This is a genomic window from Metabacillus idriensis (genome assembly GCF_050483325.1).
Taxonomy (GTDB): Bacteria; Bacillota; Bacilli; order Bacillales; family Bacillaceae; genus Bacillus_P; species Bacillus_P idriensis_A.
In genome coordinates this window covers 292,226-311,115 of the sequence record NZ_JBCMYF010000001.1, presented here as the reverse complement: position 1 = coordinate 311,115, position 18,890 = coordinate 292,226, and the positions used below count along the sequence as shown (strand labels likewise).

Sequence of the window (18,890 nt, the reverse complement as noted above, 5' to 3'; positions counted from 1 at the left end):
AGTTATTTCGGAAGCCGAAAAACAGTCATTTAGACTCCCTGCCATTTTTCCTGTGCATAATCTTCGTCTATCTAAATAATGGCTTAATCTCTGATTACTTTAAAAGTGCCTGTTCCTTTTGCCAATATTCTCCTATCGGAATCTCTTATTTCGCCTTCCATAAAAGCGACTTTGTATCCAAGCTGCAGAACATTTGCTTCTGCGAAAATGTCGCCTTCTGAAATGGCCGCCAAGTATTGGACGTTTAAATTCATGGTGGCGCATCTTGTTTTTGTAATGGATCTAAGCAGCATCCCCTGAATAAAATCGAGCATGGTTGCATGAACACCGCCGTGCAGCGTTCCATTCGCATTCAGCACATGCTCTTTGATCGAAAGTTTAATTTTGACGGTATTTTCTTCAAAATGAAGGATTTCGATTCCCATATGGTTGTAAAAAGGGCTGCTTTCAAAGCTTTCCCTAATGTCACGAACGAGAATGGCCACAGTAATCGTCCCTTCTTATTTGGATGTAAATTCAGGTTTTCTTTTTTCTAAAAAGGCAGATGTTCCTTCATTTTTATCATCGGTAGAAAACAGCACGGCCTGGGCAAGCTTTTCAATCACAAGCCCTGTTTTTTGATCGGCATCAAATCCGGCATGCACAGCAAGCTTTGCAAGTTTGACCGCAAGAGGGCCTTTCGAAAGAATTTGTCTTGCTGCTTCTTCTGTTTTTTCCTGTAATAATCCTGCTTCTGCAATCTCTGAAACGAGCCCGATTCGGTATGCTTCCTTCGCATCAATGATTTTTCCTCTTAAAATCATGTCCATTGCGACACCTTTTCCAACCAGCCTTGCAAGCCTCTGTGTTCCGCCTGCACTTGGAATGATGGATAAATTCAGCTCCGGCAGCCCGAATTTTGCATGTTCTGAGGCAATCCGGATGTCACATGCCATCGCAAGCTCGCAGCCGCCGCCAAGCGCGAAGCCATTTACCATGGCGATGGTTGGTTTATCGTAGGCTTCTATGTAATCATATACCTGCTGCATGCCCCCGCGATTAAAAACATCCAGCGCTGTTCTTGACTTCAGCTGGCCGATATCAGCTCCAGCTGCAAATGATTTTTCGCCGCTTCCGGTAAAAACGACACACCCTGTTTCATCATCTGCTGCCAGGATATCTAAGGCTTCCATCATTTCAGTAAGCGTTTCTTTGTTTAAAGCATTCCGAAGCTCAGGTCGATTGATGACAAGATAGGCAAGTCCATCTGATTTTCTGATTTCAATATTTGCAAAAGCGTTCATTTTTCTTCAGCCCCTTTTTTTTAGCAGTTTAAAGTCTGCCTGGCTTTTTGCAATCAGGGTTTGGCTTTCATCGTAAACCCAGCCTTCTGCAGATGCCATGCTTTCTGAACAGTGCGTTACTCTTGCCTTGCATAGTAAAGAGCCCTTCGCGGCAGCATCAAAAATGGTTGTGTTTAAAACAATCGTCGCAGTGGGCGAACCTCCCGCTTTAGATGCAGCTGTACCCATGGCGATATCAAGCATCGTGTAAAAGATACCGCTTCCTATCGTTACGGGATCGGCAAGATGCTCCCTCTCAATCATGGCGGAAATAATAATCTCTTCTCCTTGATCCTGCTCCCTCCGAAGGGACAAATGGTCAAAAAAGGAAGAATGCATAATATCCAGCATTTGTCCCGCTCCTTTCCGCTTTAGACAAGTTCAATCATCATCGCCATACCCTGGCCGCCGCCGACACAAAGCGTCGCCACACCAAGCTTGCGATTGCTTCGATTCATCTCATGAACAAGCGTCGTCACGATTCTTGCACCAGTCGCACCGAGTGGATGTCCAAGTGCAATGGCCCCTCCGTTTATGTTGACTTTCTCCTTATCAATTTCTAATTCTCTGATAACAGCAAGTGCCTGAGAAGCAAATGCTTCATTTAATTCAAATACATCTATGTCTGCGATGCTTTTATTGGTTCTTTCTAATAGCTTCCTAACAGCCGGTACAGGACCAATGCCCATAATTTCAGGGGAAACACCGACTGCCGTCCAGTCTACTACTCTCGCAAGCGGTTTTATATGGAGTTCTTTTGCTTTGCTTTCAGTCATTAAAACTAGTGCAGCTGCACCGTCATTCCGGCCGCAAGCATTTCCGGCAGTTACGGTCCCTGACTTTCTGAATGCAGGCTTTAATTGAGCTAACTTTTCATACGTTGTTTCAGGTCGGGGGTGTTCATCTGTGTTAAATAAAGTAGATCCTTTTTTATGAGGAACATCAATCGGCACAATTTCGTCCTGAAAAACTTGATTTCGAGCTGCCTTTTCGGCTCTCTTTTGACTTTCAAGGGCAAAGGCATCCTGATCTTCTCTTGAGACCTGATATTTCTCGGCCACGTTTTCAGCTGTGATTCCCATGCCGAGATGCTCGCCAAACGTTTCCTTTGGCTGCTGTCCGTTCTCTTTATTTGAATCGACAAGATGTGCTGCATCTCCGCCAAAACGGGATCCGCGAAGATAAATCGGAGCCTGGCTCATATTCTCCGTGCCCCCGGCGACAACAATTTCCGCCTGTCCTGACTGAATTTGCTGCACGGCAGAAGCAATGGCCTGCATGCCTGATGCGCAAAGGCGATTAATCGAAAAAGCAGGAGCAGTTTCTGGAATGCCAGCCCGCAGTGCTGCAACTCTTGCAACATTTGAAGCAAGGGTCGTTTGTCTGACTTCACCTAAAATAACTTCATCAACCTGCTGTGCGTCAACTCCGGCTCTCTTTAGTGCCTCTTTGATCGCATAGGAAGCCAAAAAACTGGCCTCAACATCTTTAAGCGCCCCTCCGTACCTGCCGATGGGTGTCCGTACAGCACTTGCTATTACAATGGTTTCCATAGATTCATAGCTCCTTCCTTATTGATATTGCTTTTTCAGCTGACCTGCGATAATATTTTTCTGGATTTCGGATGTGCCTTCATAGATTCTCGTAATCCGTGCATCACGGAAAAATCGTTCGATCGGGTAATCGGCAATATACCCGATTCCGCCATGAACCTGAACCGCTTTATCTGCAATCCGGTTATAAACTTCAGATCCAAACAGCTTCAGCATCGCCGCCTCTTTAATCACCTTCATGCCTTCATCAACCATCCAAGCGACCCGGTAAGTAAACGACCGCAATGCCTCAATTTCCATTGCCATCTCTGCAATCATGTGAGAAACAGCCTGATGTTCAAAAATAGGAACATCAAATTGCACTCTTTCCTGGGAATAGGTCATCGAGAGGTCGAGCAGCTTTTGACAGGATCCCAGATTACGGGCCGCAAGACCTGCGCGGCCATTTGCGAGAATCTTAAGAGCATTAACGTACCCCTGCCCTTCCTCTCCAAGCACATTTTCAGCTGGAACCTCACAATCTTCTAAAATGATTTCAGCAGAATGGGAACCGCGGAGTCCCATTTTCTTTTCAACAGCGCCTACTTGAAATCCGGTAAAATCCTTTTCAATGATAAAAGACGTGATGCCCTTTGCTCCTTTTGAAGAGTCTGTTACGGCCATTACTGTAAAGACATCTGCTTCGGTTGCATTTGTGATGTAATGCTTCGTCCCGTTCAGAATGTATTTATCTCCTTTTTTCGCAGCCGTTGTCTTAAGATTTGTCGCATTAGATCCAGCGCTTGGCTCAGTAAGGGCAAATGCACCGATTTTATCGCCGCTCGCCATGTCAGGGAGGTATTTCTGCTTTTGCTGATCGTTTCCCATCTCGACGATGCCGACTGTTCCTATGCCTGTATGGGCACCGATTAAGGTTGTATAGCCATTATGTGTAGCGCCGATTTCTTCATATAAGGCGCATTTCCCGACCATTCCAATGCCAAGTCCGCCGTACTGCTCCGGAATGCTTAATCCGAAAAGGCCAAGCTCCTTGGACATATCAATGATCCGTCTTGGAATCGAATTGGACTCCTCAATTTCCATTGCAACGGCTTCAACTTCTGTTTGAACAAAATCGCGGACATTCCGTTTTAAAAATTGAATGTCCTCATCAAATTGAAAGTTCATCTGGGCCACCTCCTAGCTGTATTCATAAAATCCGCGGCCGCTCTTCTTCCCGAGCCAGCCGGCTTTAACATACTTCACAAGGATCGGACACGGACGGAATTTTTCGCCAAGCGTTTTATAAAGATATTCCATATTCCTGAGCCTCGTATCAAGCCCCACTAAGTCCGCAAGTTCGAGCGGACCCATTGGATGATTTAAGCCAAGCTTCATCGCCTTATCGATATCCTGAACCGAACCGACTCCCTCCATTACCATCGTCATCGCCTCGTTTCCGATCAGGCAATTCATGCGGCTGACTGCAAAACCCGGGAACTCATTGATCTTTACGCATTCTTTACCAAGCGCCTCCCCAAACCCAAAGCAGGCATCTATCGTTTCTTGTGACGTTTCAAGGCCGCATATGACTTCGATCAGCTTCATTTTTGGCACCGGGTTGAAAAAGTGAAGCGCAATGCACTGCTTGGGACGGCTTGTTTGCGCACCGATTTCAGTCGGGCTCATCGTTGAGGTATTGGTAGCAAGAATTGCCGACGGCTTTGCATAACGGTCAAGCTCTTTAAACACGCTGATTTTCAGTTCCATTACTTCAAGGACTGCTTCAATAATGAGGTCTGCATCTTCTGCAGCCTGTTTTAGTTCTGTTGTGTAAACAATGCTCGCTTCCGCATCTGTTTTGCCTGCCTTTTCAAATTGCCTAGACACATAAGATCTGCAAATATCCAGCGATTGATCATGAATATCCTGTACAATCACTGAAAACCCTGCAGCCGCACATGCATAGGCAATGCCGCGGCCCATTGTACCTGCACCAATTACACTGACTTTTTGCACAGTATCACCCCTATTTCACTGCAGCCTTTTGGTTGTCATAGGTGTAAAAACCTTTGCCTGTTTTTCGGCCGAGCTCCCCTTTTTCTACTTTTTCCTGAACGATCCTGGCAGGCTTATCGCGTTCATTTCCGCTTTCCTCATAGCGCTGCATTCTGACAAAATAATTCACATCAATGCCGGTCAAATCCATTAAGGCAAAAGGACCAATCGGATGATTCAGCGCTTTTGTACAGACGAGATCGATTTCTTCATGGCTTGCATAGCCGTTTTCAAGCAAATACACCGCTTCGTCCATCAGCTTTCCTAAAATGCGGTTTGCAATAAATCCTGAGATTTCTTTATTCAATAAGACTGGCAGTTTATTAATCTTTTTCACAAACTCCATCGAAGTTTGAGCCGTTTCTTCTGAAGTATGTGGCCCTTTCACAACCTCTACTAGCTCCATGACCAATGCAGGATTGAAAAAGTGAATGTTGCAGACCTTTTCAGGACGGTCCGTTACATCCGCAATCTTTGAACTGACAATGGTGGAACTGTTCGTTGCTAAAATAGCATGCGGCGGAGTAATCTCGTCCAGTTTCTTGAAGAGTTCCCTTTTTACATCCAGCTTTTCAACGATCGCTTCTATGACCAGATCCGCTTCCTTTAATTCATCAAGAGATGCGGTAAACGCAATCCGGCCAAACGCAGCTTCAACCTCCTCAGCAGTAAACCTGCCTTTCTTGACACGTTTCTCCATCTGAACTCCCAAAAACTGCTTTGCTTTTTCAAGGCTTTCCGCGCTTACATCCTGCAGCGTGACCGGATATCCGGCAAGTGAACAGACCATCGCAATTTGCGACCCCATCGTCCCCGCTCCGATTACGGCCACATTTTCAATTGATTCAATTCCCATTTTGATTGTCCCCTCTCTCTGTTTCTTCTTTTACAAGCAGTCTTTTTAATAGTTTTCCTACCGTATTCCGCGGAAGGCTTTCCCTCACTTCAAACTGCTTTGGAACTTTATAGGGTGTGAGTTTCGTATAGCAATAACCCCTCAGCTCATCTTTATCAATCGTCTTCCCATCCTTTGGAACTACGTACGCTTTCACACGTTCCCCGTGCTCTTCATCAGGCAGACCTACGACAGCCGCTTCCTTTACATCCGGATGTTCATAGAGGACGCCTTCAATTTCCTGCGGATAAATATTAAAGCCGCCCAATATAATCATTTCTTTCTTGCGGCCGACGATGTAAAAGTAGCCTTCCTCATCCATCGTCGCCAGATCCCCGGTGTACAGCCAGCCATTCTTTAGTGCGGAATGTGTTTCAGCTTCATTGTTCCAGTAGCCCTTCATGATCTGCGGACCCTTGATCAAAAGCTCTCCGACACTTTTAGGCCCGAGCTCAACATTGTCTTCGTCGATAATCAGGCAGTCGGTTTCTGGAACCGGAATGCCGATGCTGCCGATTTTTCTTTTGCCAAACGGCGGATTGCGGTGTGTGGAAGGAGAAGCTTCTGACAGTCCGAATCCTTCCCCTATCCGTGTTCCTGTCAAGGTTTCAAATCGCTGAATAATTTCAACCGGAAGCGGTGCAGATCCTGAAGAACACAGCTTTAGACAATTCAGCTTTGCTTCTTCTACTTCAGGATGATTGACGAAAGCGATATACATCTTCGGCACGCCTGGAAAAAAAGTCGGACGGTGCTTTTTAATTTTTTCCAGCACATCATCAATCTCGAACTTCCTGAATAAAAGCAGCCTTCCTCCAATGTAGATTCCCAGGTTCATGCCGCTTGTCATGGCATACACATGATAGAGCGGTGTTGCAATCAGGACTGTTTCTTTTCCCTGAATCATCGACTCCCCGTACATCAGATAGCTTTGATAAACGTTTGCTGTCAGGTTGAAATGAGTCAGCATCGCACCCTTCATTTTCCCGGTCGTTCCGCCTGTGTACTGGATCACTGCGACATCTTCCTTTGCCATGATATCGGCTGGACGTTTTAAAGAAATCCCAGAAGCTATCAGATCTTCAAGTTTCAGATAACGTCCGTCTGTGTCTGACATTTGTGATGCCATCATATGGGTAAAGGAATACAGGTCGCTGACTTCATTGATCGTTTTCCTGCCTGCCGCATCTGCAACGATCGCCGTCACTTCAGCGTCTGCTGCAATTTGAAGGAGCTCTCTCGCTGTGTACATCGGGTTTATTTGGACAACAATCAGCCCCAGTGCATGAGCGGCGTAATATGAAATCACATAATCGGGATGATTTGCAAGCATCAATCCGATGCGGTCGCCCTTTTTGAACCCCATTTCATTCCATTTTCCTGCAAGCCGATCAACTCTGCTTTTCAGCTCCAGATACGTTATTTCTAACTCTTCAAAAAGGATTGCGGTTTGCCCGCCATATCGCTCTGCCGTTTTCTCAAGCATCGTATAAACGGACTGTTCCGGAATATGAACGTCCCCGTGCTGATAAAAAGAATGCCAGGGACGCAAAATCGTACGCTCCACACTACCTCCTCCTTACTTTCCGATTGCCGCTTGATTTTCTGAGGCAAGGTCAATTTTTGAATTAGGCCTTACAAAAACCGTGAACAATACGCCGAATACCGTAATCAGCCCGGCCATGAAGATAATGGATAAATCAAAGCCTGCCGCACTGTTTTCACCTGATGATCCAACGATGTAACCTGTAATTAACGGGCCAACAATACCCGCCAAGTTGCCTGATGATGTTAAAATACTCGTCATCAGTCCGCCGCGCTCTGGCAGAAGGTGAATGACGATGGTAGGTCCTATCGTTAAAATGCCATACGTAAGTCCTTTGGCCAGACACATCGCGATAATGACCCAGACAGCATTGGTAATAAAGGCTGTGGAAGCAAGCAGCACGGCACCGATGATCATGGCAAGGCCGACTACATACACCCTCGAAATCCGCCAGTCTTTATTCCGTTTAAACATTCTGTCCGACAAGACTGAAACACCGATATAAACTCCCACTGAAACCACGCCGATGCCTGATACCGCATAACCCATCTCGATATTTGTCATATTGACGATTTTAACTAAGTAAACAGGAAGCCACACAGCAAACCAGACAACAAGCAGGTAGGTTGAAAAATAAGCTAGCGTCGTAAACAAAGCAGATGGTTTAGAGAGCATGAGCAGAAACGCTTTTACATCAAGCTTCTCAAGCTGCTTTTTCTTTGGTTTTTCGTTTTCTTCCAGTTCATCAGCGCGAGGAACGTCACGAGTGAATTGGATGGCGACAAACCAGACAATACTAGCGACTCCTAAAAACGCGAAAGCTATCCGCCAGCCGAAAATATGGATCAGCGCAACAAGAATCGGCGCCGCTACCATCGCACCAAGCGTAGCTCCTGATACAACAACTGAATTGGCGAGCCCCCGAAGCTTTGGAGGAAACCAAGTGTTAGCATGGTTATAAGCAATCGGGCTGAACGGCCCTTCAAATGCTCCAAGTAAAAAACGATACAGCAAAAGCAATGGCAGACCCGCAATGGCAAGCACGCCTATTTGCAAAACCGCCCATGTCAGCATCAAAAATCCGAGCACTTTTTTTGCTCCAACCCGGTCAGCCCATGCTGCGCCAAAAATACCTGTTACAGGATAAAGCCAGTAATAACTGCTGCCGACAAGACCCCAATCGGCGTACGAAAGATTAAATTCCTTCATGATCGGGACAGCTGCAAGTCCCGTAATCGATTTATCCGCAAAGTTAATGAACATCCCAAAGAATAGTAGTACAAGCACAGTCCAGCGCATCTAACTCCCCCTATCCGCTCTTGCTCAATTTTCTTCCAGCACGCGTCTTGCAATGATCAGACGCTGAATTTCATTTGTGCCCTCATAAATTTTCGTAATGCGGGCATCCCGGTAAAAACGCTCTACGGGATAATCCGAAACATAACCCATTCCCCCATGAATCTGAACTGCTTTGTCCGCTACCCGATTGAAGACATCAGATGCAAACAGCTTTGCCATTGATGCTTCCTTGATGACCTTTTTCCCTTCATCAATCATCGATGCAGCCATATAAGTGAGAGTTCTTGCTGCTTCCGTTTCTGTCGCCATATCTGCAAGCATCCATTGAATCGCCTGATTATCGGCAATCGGTTTTCCAAATTGAATCCTTTCTTTTGCATACGAAGATGAAAGCGCTATCAACTTATCGCATGATCCAACCGCTCTGGCTGCAAGCCCCACACGGCCTTCGCTCAGAATTTTCAGCGCAGACATATAGCCCATGCCGACTTCACCGATCACATTTTCCTCAGGCACGACGCAATCTTCGAAAATCAATTGTGCCGTATGAGATCCGCGCAGCCCCATCTTTTTATCTTTTTTTCCAAGCGAGAAGCCAGGAAAATCCTTTTCAATTAAAAATGCGGTAATTCCGCCTTTCGCTCCTTTTTCCTTGTCCGTTAAGGCAAATACCGTAAAGACATCTGCAACAGGCGCATTCGTAATGAAATGCTTTGTCCCATTTAAAATCCACTGATTGCCTCGTTTCTCTGCACGCGTCGCGAGATTCGTAGCATCTGAACCAGCGCCAGGCTCTGACAAAGCAAACGCTGCAATTTTCTTTCCTGCAGCCATATCCGGCAAATACTTTTGTTTCAATGATTCTGAAGCGAGCTTCACGAGTCCTGTGCTTCCGATGCCTGTATGGGCACTGATCAAACTGACAAACCCGTTATGTGTATGTCCGAGCTGTTCAAGTACCACTGCTTTTCCCACCGCATTCAGCCCAATTCCGCCGTACTCTTCCGGAATGCTGATGCCGAAAAGACCAAGGTCCTTCGCCTGGTCTACTAAATGATCCGGAATCCGGTCTTCATCCTCAATTTGCTGCGCGTATGGTTCAACCTCGTGATCTACAAAACTTCTCACCATTTTTTTCATTTGTTCGATTTCTTGAGAAACGGTTGCCTGCATGTATAAATCCCCCTTTTAATTTCTTACTCTAATAGATGCAAGAACTGTGCCAACTGGGGAAAAGCATGCGCAGCGGGATTTTTCAAACGAGAAGATTCATTTTTGAATCAATCTTGTCGATTTAAGCGGGTTTTTGTGATTCAGGATTGAATCAGAGGATTCAGGATTGAATTAACGGAAAAGAGGCTGGGAAAAAACTTGTTTTTTCAATTTGCAGGAGACTATTTATTTAATCCTGAAAATACATTCAAGGATAAGCAGAATTGACAGCACTTTGTGAGGTAGCTTCACAATGAAAATTGGCAGAATTCTGGGGAGTAGCGCCACAACTGAGAAGACATCACCTTAAAAGTGGCAGCACTCTAGGGAGTGGCGCCACAACTGAGTATGGGACATCAAATATCCAACAAGAAATACTTTTGCTATAGAAGCCTTTTATACAGAAAAAATCCGACCTATTAACTCCTAGTTCGGATTGTTCTTTGGCTATCTGACTTTTGTCCCAGCCTCTTTGATCATTAAGATATTTTTTATTTCAACTCCACTTTCACAGGAGGCAATTTAACAGGTTCACCGTTCATGCTTAAGACACCGAAGGGAACAGATAAAGAATAGTCATCCAGATCAACATCTGCTGCTACGTTAAAATACGATTGAAAGTGCAGGCTTTCGGGGTCGATCAGTTTGGCGTTATTGCCGTAAATGAAAGTGTCTTCTTTTTGGAGAGAGATGGAATCAGCAAAGTTTTGGAGAATGTCCTGCTTGTAATCCGCTCCATTGACATGTTTTATACGGTAGTCTAAAACGACTCTGTTATTCTTTTCAGTCACTTTCTCTACTTGCAGCTCATACCCAAACCGTTTACTCTCTGCTGTAAAAGGCGCCGAAACGACTGGAGCCAGGGTTCGCGGCTCATCCCGCTCTATTTCCGGATATACCATTAAATATTCGGTTTCATCTGACAATCCCGCAGAAAATAGATAACGCTGCACAGTATACACTTTTCCGTTTCTCGCTTCTGAATGAATCACATCTCCATGACTTAGCGGGAGCTCATTTCCCTGGCCGTCTTTTACACGAAATGACACACTGTCATGTTCATCCGACAGCACGGTTTCATATTCAAGCAAAGTGGTAGCTTTTCCTTTCGTAACGGAGTGAATCACAAGCTTTTCATCACCGATTTTTGATTCGGCATTTACAGCTGCCTTCTCACTCGGAATCCGCTTTACAGGCACGTCAAACTTCCATTCCCCCTTTTGACCCGCCATTGATTCAAATGTAAGCGGAAGCGTAAAGTCAGCCGGCAGTTCCTTTCCTTGATAATAGAATTCCATCGAGCCTATATAGCCATCTTTCGTTTTCACAATCCCGGAATGAGAGCCTGGCCACTGCTCTGCTTCACTCCCATTGAAAAGATAATATCCGTATCCCGAAGCAGGATCATTCGGCCCTTCCTCCCATTTTTCAGGAAGAGAATCCCCTTCTGCCTTGAATGTAACCCCTACAACATTGCCGTCAAAAAACACACTTGTCAGCGTTATGCTGACTCCATTGCTTGCAGCCTTTTCATTCAGCTCTGTTACTAGGTCAGCGGTTGCCAGTTCTTTGCCGATGGATAAAGAAAAGTTTTCATAGATGGAACCAAGCAGCGGGACACTTGCCAATACGTTTGTTACTGGTGAAAAAATGAAACCGGAAGCGAGCAGAATGGATGCTGCCGCTGCAGAAAAAAGGGCCGCTGATTTCACTGAATAACGGCTTTTTTTCCGCTTTTGCTCTTTTCCGGCCATTATTCCACGTGAAACAGCGGCAAAAACCTCATCTTCAGGCAGTTCAATCTCAGCCATCTGGTTCTCAAACCATTTTTTGTCCATACATCTCTCCTCCTTCTAGCACTTGCTTCAGCTCTGCTTTTGCCCTGCGCAGATAAGTTTTAATGGTTCCTTCAGGTTTATTCATTGTTTCTGCGATCGAACGGATGGATAAATCATGATAATAGAATAAAATAATGACGGTTTGATAATTTTGATTCAGCGCTGAAATGGCAAAGGTAAGGTCAAGCTCGCTCTCTTGATAAACTTCAGCTTTCTTTTCAAGAAATGAGCTCTCCATTAAGACTGTCTTTTTCTTTTTCTTCAAAAGTTCATAAGCTGTGCGAATTAAAATTTTCGTCAGCCACGTGCTGAAATATTCCGGCTGTCTTAAGCTTTCTATGGAGATAAAAGCTTTACAAACAGTATCCTGCAAAACATCTAATGCATCTTCTTTATTCCGGACGTATAAAAATGCCGTTTTATATAGCTTGGCACTTTCCGCTTTAACAAGCTCTTCAAATGCTTCTTCATTGCCCTTTATCGCTTTTTTAACAATATGCAGTTGACTCACGCTTTCCTCTCCTTTCACTAGTTAGAGGAATCAGATTTTAGAAAAGTTTCAAAGTGATGAAATCTAAGCAATTATATAAAAATATGTAAAATAGTGGTATCATTTTTTAAAAAGAAAGGGGATGAAATCATGACTGCATTATCCCGCAGCACGATGCTTGAAGCTATGCTTTCGGCTGATAAAACGTTCGACGGCGTCTTTTACACCGGCGTCAAAACGACTAAAATCTATTGTTTGCCCTCCTGCTATGCAAAAAAGCCTCTTCCTCAGAATGTGATTTTTTTCAAAACGCCAGCTGATGCTGAAAATCAGCAATTCCGTTCATGCAAAAAATGTTTTCCGGATTTTCCGCAAAGCAAATGGATGGATCATAAGACTTACATAGAGCTGCTCCCTCCAGCTGATTTTTCCTTCAGTGAATGTCTTGTGTTTCTAGGAAGAGCTTCAGCTGAAGTCCTTCACCGCGTTCAAGGGGATTTTCTGCTGAAATGGATTGAAGTCGCTGGGAAAAGTGTGCTGCTGAAGGTGTCAATGAAGCAGGAAAGACTGGTGATTGATTTCCCTGATTATATCCCTGACAAGTTCAGCCGAGTACAAGCAGGAAAATACATCTGGAAGCTCTTTGATTTAGAAAGAAACATGCAGCCTTTTTACGGCCTCGCTGAAAAGGATGCACTACTAAGACCAGTCGTTACAAAGCATTTTGGATTGCGGATCATTGGCATCCCTGATTTATTTGAAGCATTGACCTGGGCAATCACCGGCCAGCAGATCAACCTGAATTTTGCCTATACGCTTAAAAGGAGATTGATCGAACACTTCGGTGAGAGTCATGATTTTAAAGGGAATCGGCTATGGCTTTTCCCAAAACCTGAAATAATCGCTGAACTTGAACTGTCAGATCTTCAAAAGCTTCAATTCACGACAAGAAAAGCAGACTATATCCTTGGTATTGCAAGAGAGATGGCGAACGGCAGGCTTTCTAAAGAAAAGCTGCTCCAAGTAGAAAAAGCTGATGCAAGATCTCTTTTGCTGAGCTTTCGCGGTATAGGCTCATGGACAGCAGATTATGTCATGATGAAAAGCTTGAACGATTCTTCCGCTTTTCCGATTTCCGATGTCGGCTTACAAAATGCCATAAAAGCACAGCTCGGATTAGACAAAAAGCCGTCAATGGAAGAACTGTCCAAACTTGCTAAAGGATGGAAGGGCTGGGAAGCATATGCGGTCTTTTACTTGTGGAGGTCATTGTATCAGTGATGAAAAAGATGAGTATTTTTGTTTGTACTGTCATTGCTGCAGTCCTTATCTATTTTTACGGTTTATATCAAACTTCAAAAATAGCAGAAGGTTTCCCGGTACCAGTGAGCGCAAAGCTGAGTGAATCAAATGATGAAAACGCATACGAAGAATACAGCTGGACACTCGCTTCAGAAGAGAACGGCCTTCCTTCTGCTTATCTCCTTGCCATTAATCTTTGGGGCTGGAAGAAAGTCGATCAGATGGGAGCACAGACAACATACCAAAAAAACGGGGAGAAAATAGACGTGGTCTCGCAGACTGATTATTTATTTATAGCAAAAAGAGAATAAAAAAAGCTCAGCGCAGGCTGAGCTCTTTTTCAATAATAAGGCGAAATCATCAAGTAAACAATTACACCTGTAAAGCTTACATATAACCAGATCGGCATGCTCCAGCGGACAATCTTGCGGTGCTTTGTCAGTTGCCCTGTCCAGCCCCATACAAGTGAGAAAAGGGCAAGCGGCACAATGATGGCAGCAAGGAAACTGTGTGTAATGAGAATGAAGAAGTAGATGCTTCGAATAATTCCTTCTCCCCCAAAACGGGTCGTTTCTCCTGATAAGTAGTGATACGTCAGATAAGACACACAGAAAAGCAATGTCGTAGTAAAAGCAGCTAGTATAAAGCCTTTATGCAGTTTCACATTCTTCTTTATTATTGAGACAAGCGCAATAACTAGAAAAACAAACGTAAAACTGTTCAGTACGGCATTGACCCTTGGGAACATATGAATATCAAATTGAACTTCGCCGCCATAGCCGATCGGCAAAAAGAACAAACCCAGAATAATCGCATTGACGACAAGAGAAAGGGTGACGATAATCGCCGTATAATTCTTGCCTGTGCGAGCTGTTTCTTCCATAACTTTTCTCTCCTCATGATTCAATATGTTCTATTGTACCACGAGATTATGTGCTAATATTCGACAATTGTATGAAGGATGCTCTTGTAAACGCCTTGCTGCAGAAGGCGTTTTAGTGGACAGGCTGTTCAAAACAGAGTCCGTACTTCTTAAGCTTTCTCACAATCGTCGGCTGGCTGCTCTCAAGCGCTTCCGCAATTTCATAAGTTGTTTTGTACCTTTTTACCGCAAGCGACAAGATTTTTTCCTCTGCAAGCTCAGCCGCTTCCTTCAGTGTGACAATTTTAGAAATATGGATCGGACTTTCCTCGCGCTGATACTCTAAAGGCAGATCCCTGATCATTAATAACTCCTCTTCGCTGATTAAAACGAGCCGTTCAATCAAATTCGCAAGCTCCCGTACATTACCAGGCCAGCTGTACGTGTAAAAAAAATCTTTAAGAGCCGCATCCATCCGTTTATTCTTTTCATACCTTTTATTGGCTTTCTCCAAAAAAAGCTCCGTAAGCGGCAGGATATCGCTTCTTCGCTCCCTGAGCGCAGGTATCAGCATCGGAACAACATTCAGCCGGTAAAATAAATCTTCACGGAAATCCCCGTTTTGAACCATTTCCTTTAAATCTTTATTTGTCGCGGCAAGGATTCTGACATCGACTTTTTTCGGCGCTGTTCCGCCTACCCTCTGAATTTCTTTTTCCTGAATCACACGCAGGAGCTTCACCTGAAGGCTTAGCGGAAGCTCACCGATTTCATCCAGAAACACAACACCCTTGTCCGCCAGTTCAAACATACCCGGTTTCCCATGTTTATTCGCCCCCGTAAAGGCGCCGGCTTCATAGCCAAACAGCTCGGATTCAAGCAGATCAGCAGGGATGGCGCCGCAATTGACTTTAATAAACTCGCCTTTTTTTGCACGGGAACTCTTGCTGTAAATATAGCGGGCGAGGACATCTTTTCCGACACCTGTTTCACCAAGAATTAAAATCGTTGCATCTACATTCACAACTCTGTCAGCCGTTTCATAAATGGAAATCAACTCTTCACTTTGAATGACAACATCGCCGCTCACATCCGTTTTTCCTTTTAACCGTTCAATCTCTTTTTTATAGCTGTCATTCAATTTCGTCGCTTTCCGCAATGCACTCTGAAGATCATTCAGTTCAGAGAGATCACGGATATTTGTCACGATGCTCTCAATTTCGCCTTTATCATTAAAAACCGGATTACCGGTCAAAAGCGTTTCTTTCCCGGCGCGGTTCAGCTGAACAACCGATACACTCCGCTTTTTATCCAGTACTTTATGAGTCACGGAATTTTCGAGAATCCCACGGCTGATGAGTGCATTCACATTTTTCCCGATATAATAATCTTTCGGAATCCCCGTAATCCGTTCAATCGCTGAATTCGTCTTTAATGTGACACCCTTTTTATCTGTAATATAAATGCCGTCATATGAATTTTCGATAATGGCGTCCAGTTCCCGATTGACCCGCTTTGATTCCTTTAGCTCATTGATCAGGGAAATAAGCTCAGTGGAAACGGTTCCAATAAAGAGGAAATCATCAGAATCAGCGAGCTTTGTCTTCAGAAAAATACAGCTGGAACCCCCGCAGCTCGCATGAATCAGTTTCCCGCCTTCTAGTTCTTCCCACACCTCAAACAACTCGCTGACTATCATATTTTGAACGTCTGTCCGGCTGGTGAAATGAAGGACAAACTCATTGCTGTGTAAAATGACATTGCTGCTTGAGGTCACAATACATGGAAAAGGAATGCTTTCAATCATCTTCGCATTCATGGCAATCACCTCTCGATTTTCAGCTGCTGATACTGAAAATGAAGATCTGACAATGCAGCAACAATCGCATGAATCGCTTTCCCGCAGTAATTTTCCTTTACATGCTGGATCACCTCTTCCACTCCATGCTGAAGACTGTAGCCGCGCAGCAGACGTCCGACGAAATCTCTTCCGTGTTCTGTCGCAAGCGTACAGGAAGCTTCCAATATAACTGCGTGCCTTTTATCAATTTCAACCGTAATGGTCAGCATATCATATACATTTTTAGCAGCCATTCCTGCCGGCAAACGCGCATGTCCGGCAATAAACATCGTCTGTGAGTGCATCGTGCAGCACGTCCTTTCGACAAAATCCTTATTTTATACAGACTTACTTCTTTATTTGTTAGGGGAATCCTGCTTTATTTTGCCGTTTCGCTGTGATTTTCGGGGTTTGGTGTCATGGATTATTGTTTATAAGTTTGTGGGCCGCGGTTTTATTTCCGGTACTATTCAAATTAATACGGTAAAAATGGAAACAAAAGCTGTTTATCAACATGCTATGGTATAATAACCTTCAATTATTAGACAAGTACAACAAGGTGTATAATCCTGAATGTGCTTTTTGCAATAGAAAAGTTCTTTCTAATTGCTGCTGGTTTTTAAAATTGAATCCTCATAATATCCATCGTATAAAAAACTGGGTGAAATCCACAATATAATGAATAAAAAAATGTTCCAATGATAAGCAGGTGAATCTAATGATTGCACGACAACAAGCAATCCTACATATTTTATTAACTCAATCAGATCAGCATTTGTTAGTGCAGGATATTGCAGAAAAAGTGGATTGTTCCGAAAAAACAATACGCAATGATTTTAAGGCAATTGAAGAGTACATAAAACAGCATTCAAATGCTTCTTTAGTTCGAAAACCAGGGTTAGGCGTATATTTAGAAATTGAAGAGCGCGACAAGACAACCCTTTTTAAACAGCTCCACCTTGCCAACAATCAAGTCTATGAATCTAAGGATAGGGTCCTCAAAATAGCTTATCAGCTTCTAATGTCCGTTAAGCCAGTATCCGTTCAGGATTTTGCTTTGCAGTATTTTGTGAATAAAGCAGTTATCAAAAAAGACTTGCACAAAATTAATGAATGGCTAAAGGATATGGACTTAACATTAATTTCTAAGCAAAGAGTCGGTCTGACGATTATTGGAGCTGAAAAAAATAAACGAACCGCTTTTTCCAGATTCTATCATCTGACCAACAATATGACATCCAGTAATCAATTTATAAAAGAACAATTTTCATCTCATGAAGCTGAAGCAGTGAAAATTGAATTGAAAGAACTGCAAAATCGGCATTCCCTATATTTTACAGATGAAACGGTTGAAAGTTTAATCATACATACACTCCTGATGATTAAGCGGATAAAACTTAAACAGCCTGTTTCCATCTCAATAAAAGAAAAATCTCTCCTTAGAGATAAGAAAGAATATGAATGGACTTCTGAATTTCTAAAAAGGCTGGAACCCGTTTTTTCATTGCATTTTCCAGAAGAGGAAATCACATATTTAGCTTTACATATATTAGGAGGTAAAATTCGTTATCCACAAAGAAACGAGACAGACAAACTAGCAGATTTTACTGAAAATAATCCAATGCTATTAAAGTTGGTGCATCTTCTAGTAAATCGAATGACCGAGTTAAATATGATTGAATTTACAAAGGATCAAACCTTGTTAAGCGGACTTAAGGTTCATTTGTATACAACATTAAATCGTCTTAATTATGGTCTTTCCGTTACAAATCCAATGTTGGATGATATAAAAAAAATGTATCCCTATATGTTTGATATGGTCATTCACGTCTTAGAAGAAATTAATCAATCTTTCGCTCTGTCAATTCCAGAGGAAGAAGCGGCGTATGTTACTTTGCATTTTCAAGCATCGATTGAACGGCTTAAAAACACAAGAGAAAACAAGAAAAATGCCGTTATAGTCTGCCATATGGGAATTGGTACGTCCCAGTTACTAAAAACAAAAATTGAGAGAAAATTTTATTCCATCCATATCATGGGGTGCATAGCTAAGGCAGACTTAAAAGAATTTGTATCAAAATATGATGTCGACCTTGTGATATCTACTGTCTCTTTGCCAGAATTAAAGATTCCCCATCTTGTAGTTTCCCCTTTGTTAACGGCAGCAGAAGAAGAGAATTTAAAGAGTTTTATCAATCAGTTTGAAGAATCTGTTCATCCTAAAAAAGAAGAATCCGTGCTGTTAAAATATACGAATCCTTTTTTAGTTTTTTTACAGCAAGATGCAGATCATTGTTATGAACTTATCGAAATGCTTGCTGAGTCTTTGTATGAAAAAGGGTATGTGGAAAAAGAATATGCACATAACGCCATTAATAGGGAAAAAATGTCTTCAACAACCATTGGTGCCGGCATTGCCATTCCACACGGCAGCCCCAAACTGATCAAGCAGTCTGCAATTGCAATTGCTACTTTAAAAAAACCGGTTAGATGGGGATCAGAAAAAGTTACACTCGTCTTTTTGCTCGCTGTAAAAAACGATGAGCATGAAGAGACAAGGCAGTTATTTAGTGAATTGTCCAATCTGACTGAACAGCCTGCTTTCATTCAAACGCTCAGTAAAGAAGAAGATAAAATGAACTTTTTATCTAATTTTCATGTTAGAAGATAGTATCCTTTCATGTATTAAAACCG

At 43.3% G+C, this 18,890-nt stretch carries 17 protein-coding genes and 1 pseudogene; 3 read left to right on the top strand and 15 right to left on the bottom strand.

All coding sequences use genetic code 11. The features are described 5' to 3' along the window. Positions 1–83: 83 nt before the first annotated feature. The 12 genes and pseudogenes from ABEQ24_RS01500 to ABEQ24_RS01445 all read right to left on the bottom strand — a co-directional run bounded on the left by ABEQ24_RS01500 (position 84) and on the right by ABEQ24_RS01445 (position 12,213). Positions 84–485: a PaaI family thioesterase gene (locus ABEQ24_RS01500; protein WP_430005112.1), complete on the bottom strand. Its 402-nt coding sequence runs from the start codon at positions 483–485 to the stop codon at positions 84–86. A gap of 15 nt (positions 486–500) precedes the next feature. After that, positions 501–1,283: an enoyl-CoA hydratase/isomerase family protein gene (locus ABEQ24_RS01495; RefSeq protein ID WP_430005111.1), complete on the bottom strand. Its 783-nt coding sequence runs from the start codon at positions 1,281–1,283 to the stop codon at positions 501–503. A 6-nt stretch (positions 1,284–1,289) separates the two neighbouring features. Continuing rightward, positions 1,290–1,673: a PaaI family thioesterase gene (locus ABEQ24_RS01490; RefSeq protein ID WP_430005110.1), complete on the bottom strand. Its 384-nt coding sequence runs from the start codon at positions 1,671–1,673 to the stop codon at positions 1,290–1,292. Positions 1,674–1,693: 20 nt separating this feature from the next. After that, on the bottom strand, positions 1,694–2,875 hold the full coding sequence (locus tag ABEQ24_RS01485; protein WP_430005109.1) for a thiolase family protein: 1,182 nt from the start codon (positions 2,873–2,875) through the stop codon (positions 1,694–1,696). 18 nt (positions 2,876–2,893) lie between these two features. After that, positions 2,894–4,042, bottom strand: coding sequence for an acyl-CoA dehydrogenase family protein (locus tag ABEQ24_RS01480; RefSeq protein ID WP_430005108.1), 1,149 nt, complete (start codon positions 4,040–4,042; stop codon positions 2,894–2,896). A 12-nt stretch (positions 4,043–4,054) separates the two neighbouring features. Further along, on the bottom strand, positions 4,055–4,873 hold the full coding sequence (locus ABEQ24_RS01475) for a 3-hydroxyacyl-CoA dehydrogenase family protein (RefSeq protein ID WP_430005107.1): 819 nt from the start codon (positions 4,871–4,873) through the stop codon (positions 4,055–4,057). A 10-nt stretch (positions 4,874–4,883) separates the two neighbouring features. After that, positions 4,884–5,768, bottom strand: a complete 885-nt coding sequence (locus tag ABEQ24_RS01470; protein ID WP_430005106.1) for a 3-hydroxyacyl-CoA dehydrogenase family protein — start codon at positions 5,766–5,768, stop codon at positions 4,884–4,886. Next, the gene (locus ABEQ24_RS01465; protein ID WP_430005105.1) at positions 5,758–7,374 is read right to left on the bottom strand and encodes a long-chain-fatty-acid--CoA ligase; all 1,617 of its coding nucleotides are present in this window, start codon (positions 7,372–7,374) and stop codon (positions 5,758–5,760) included. The genes ABEQ24_RS01470 and ABEQ24_RS01465 overlap by 11 nt, the downstream gene beginning before the upstream one ends. Before the next feature lie 12 nt (positions 7,375–7,386). After that, entirely contained in the window at positions 7,387–8,652 is a 1,266-nt protein-coding gene (locus ABEQ24_RS01460; RefSeq protein ID WP_430005104.1) for an MFS transporter, read from the bottom strand. Between the two features lie 24 nt (positions 8,653–8,676). Beyond that, positions 8,677–9,825 carry an acyl-CoA dehydrogenase family protein gene (locus ABEQ24_RS01455; protein WP_430005103.1) on the bottom strand — a complete coding sequence of 383 codons (1,149 nt, stop codon included), beginning with the start codon at positions 9,823–9,825 and terminating at the stop codon, positions 8,677–8,679. 530 nt (positions 9,826–10,355) lie between these two features. After that, positions 10,356–11,702: a DUF4179 domain-containing protein gene (locus ABEQ24_RS01450; protein ID WP_430005102.1), complete on the bottom strand. Its 1,347-nt coding sequence runs from the start codon at positions 11,700–11,702 to the stop codon at positions 10,356–10,358. Further along, positions 11,618–12,213: pseudogene (locus ABEQ24_RS01445) on the bottom strand (sigma-70 family RNA polymerase sigma factor). The gene ABEQ24_RS01450 and the pseudogene ABEQ24_RS01445 overlap by 85 nt, the downstream one beginning before the upstream one ends. A 129-nt stretch (positions 12,214–12,342) precedes the next feature. Between ABEQ24_RS01445 and ABEQ24_RS01440 the strand changes: the two are divergent. Together ABEQ24_RS01440 and ABEQ24_RS01435 are read left to right on the top strand one after the other, a co-directional pair. Continuing rightward, entirely contained in the window at positions 12,343–13,473 is a 1,131-nt protein-coding gene (locus tag ABEQ24_RS01440) for an Ada metal-binding domain-containing protein (protein WP_430005101.1), read from the top strand. Continuing rightward, entirely contained in the window at positions 13,470–13,805 is a 336-nt protein-coding gene (locus ABEQ24_RS01435; protein WP_430005100.1) for a hypothetical protein, read from the top strand. Before ABEQ24_RS01440 ends, ABEQ24_RS01435 begins: the two co-directional genes overlap by 4 nt. Positions 13,806–13,834: 29 nt before the next feature. On the opposite strand, the gene ABEQ24_RS01430 is transcribed toward ABEQ24_RS01435, so the two are convergent. From ABEQ24_RS01430 to ABEQ24_RS01420, 3 genes are all read right to left on the bottom strand, one after another. After that, positions 13,835–14,377 carry a DUF420 domain-containing protein gene (locus ABEQ24_RS01430; RefSeq protein ID WP_430005099.1) on the bottom strand — a complete coding sequence of 181 codons (543 nt, stop codon included), beginning with the start codon at positions 14,375–14,377 and terminating at the stop codon, positions 13,835–13,837. 112 nt (positions 14,378–14,489) lie between these two features. Next, the gene (locus ABEQ24_RS01425) at positions 14,490–16,175 is read right to left on the bottom strand and encodes a sigma-54 interaction domain-containing protein (RefSeq protein ID WP_430005098.1); all 1,686 of its coding nucleotides are present in this window, start codon (positions 16,173–16,175) and stop codon (positions 14,490–14,492) included. Positions 16,176–16,180: 5 nt separating this feature from the next. Next, the gene (locus ABEQ24_RS01420; protein ID WP_430005097.1) at positions 16,181–16,501 is read right to left on the bottom strand and encodes a DUF3870 domain-containing protein; all 321 of its coding nucleotides are present in this window, start codon (positions 16,499–16,501) and stop codon (positions 16,181–16,183) included. 413 nt (positions 16,502–16,914) lie between these two features. On the opposite strand from ABEQ24_RS01420, the gene ABEQ24_RS01415 reads away from it, so the two are divergent. Continuing rightward, entirely contained in the window at positions 16,915–18,867 is a 1,953-nt protein-coding gene (locus ABEQ24_RS01415) for a BglG family transcription antiterminator (RefSeq protein ID WP_430005096.1), read from the top strand. The last annotated feature ends 23 nt before the right edge of the window (positions 18,868–18,890 follow it).

What these genes read in the sequence shown, in the direction of transcription:
- ABEQ24_RS01485 (WP_430005109.1), bottom strand. Translation starts at nt 2,875, where the DNA reads ATGGAAACCATTGTAATAGCAAGTGCTGTACGGACACCCATCGGCAGG.
- ABEQ24_RS01470 (WP_430005106.1), bottom strand. Translation starts at nt 5,768, where the DNA reads ATGGGAATTGAATCAATTGAAAATGTGGCCGTAATCGGAGCGGGGACG.
- ABEQ24_RS01420 (WP_430005097.1), bottom strand. Translation starts at nt 16,501, where the DNA reads ATGCACTCACAGACGATGTTTATTGCCGGACATGCGCGTTTGCCGGCA.
- ABEQ24_RS01455 (WP_430005103.1), bottom strand. Translation starts at nt 9,825, where the DNA reads ATGCAGGCAACCGTTTCTCAAGAAATCGAACAAATGAAAAAAATGGTG.
- ABEQ24_RS01425 (WP_430005098.1), bottom strand. Translation starts at nt 16,175, where the DNA reads ATGAATGCGAAGATGATTGAAAGCATTCCTTTTCCATGTATTGTGACC.
- ABEQ24_RS01495 (WP_430005111.1), bottom strand. Translation starts at nt 1,283, where the DNA reads ATGAACGCTTTTGCAAATATTGAAATCAGAAAATCAGATGGACTTGCC.
- ABEQ24_RS01460 (WP_430005104.1), bottom strand. Translation starts at nt 8,652, where the DNA reads ATGCGCTGGACTGTGCTTGTACTACTATTCTTTGGGATGTTCATTAAC.
- ABEQ24_RS01430 (WP_430005099.1), bottom strand. Translation starts at nt 14,377, where the DNA reads ATGGAAGAAACAGCTCGCACAGGCAAGAATTATACGGCGATTATCGTC.
- ABEQ24_RS01440 (WP_430005101.1), top strand. Translation starts at nt 12,343, where the DNA reads ATGACTGCATTATCCCGCAGCACGATGCTTGAAGCTATGCTTTCGGCT.
- ABEQ24_RS01415 (WP_430005096.1), top strand. Translation starts at nt 16,915, where the DNA reads ATGATTGCACGACAACAAGCAATCCTACATATTTTATTAACTCAATCA.
- ABEQ24_RS01490 (WP_430005110.1), bottom strand. Translation starts at nt 1,673, where the DNA reads ATGCTGGATATTATGCATTCTTCCTTTTTTGACCATTTGTCCCTTCGG.
- ABEQ24_RS01450 (WP_430005102.1), bottom strand. Translation starts at nt 11,702, where the DNA reads ATGGACAAAAAATGGTTTGAGAACCAGATGGCTGAGATTGAACTGCCT.
- ABEQ24_RS01480 (WP_430005108.1), bottom strand. Translation starts at nt 4,042, where the DNA reads ATGAACTTTCAATTTGATGAGGACATTCAATTTTTAAAACGGAATGTC.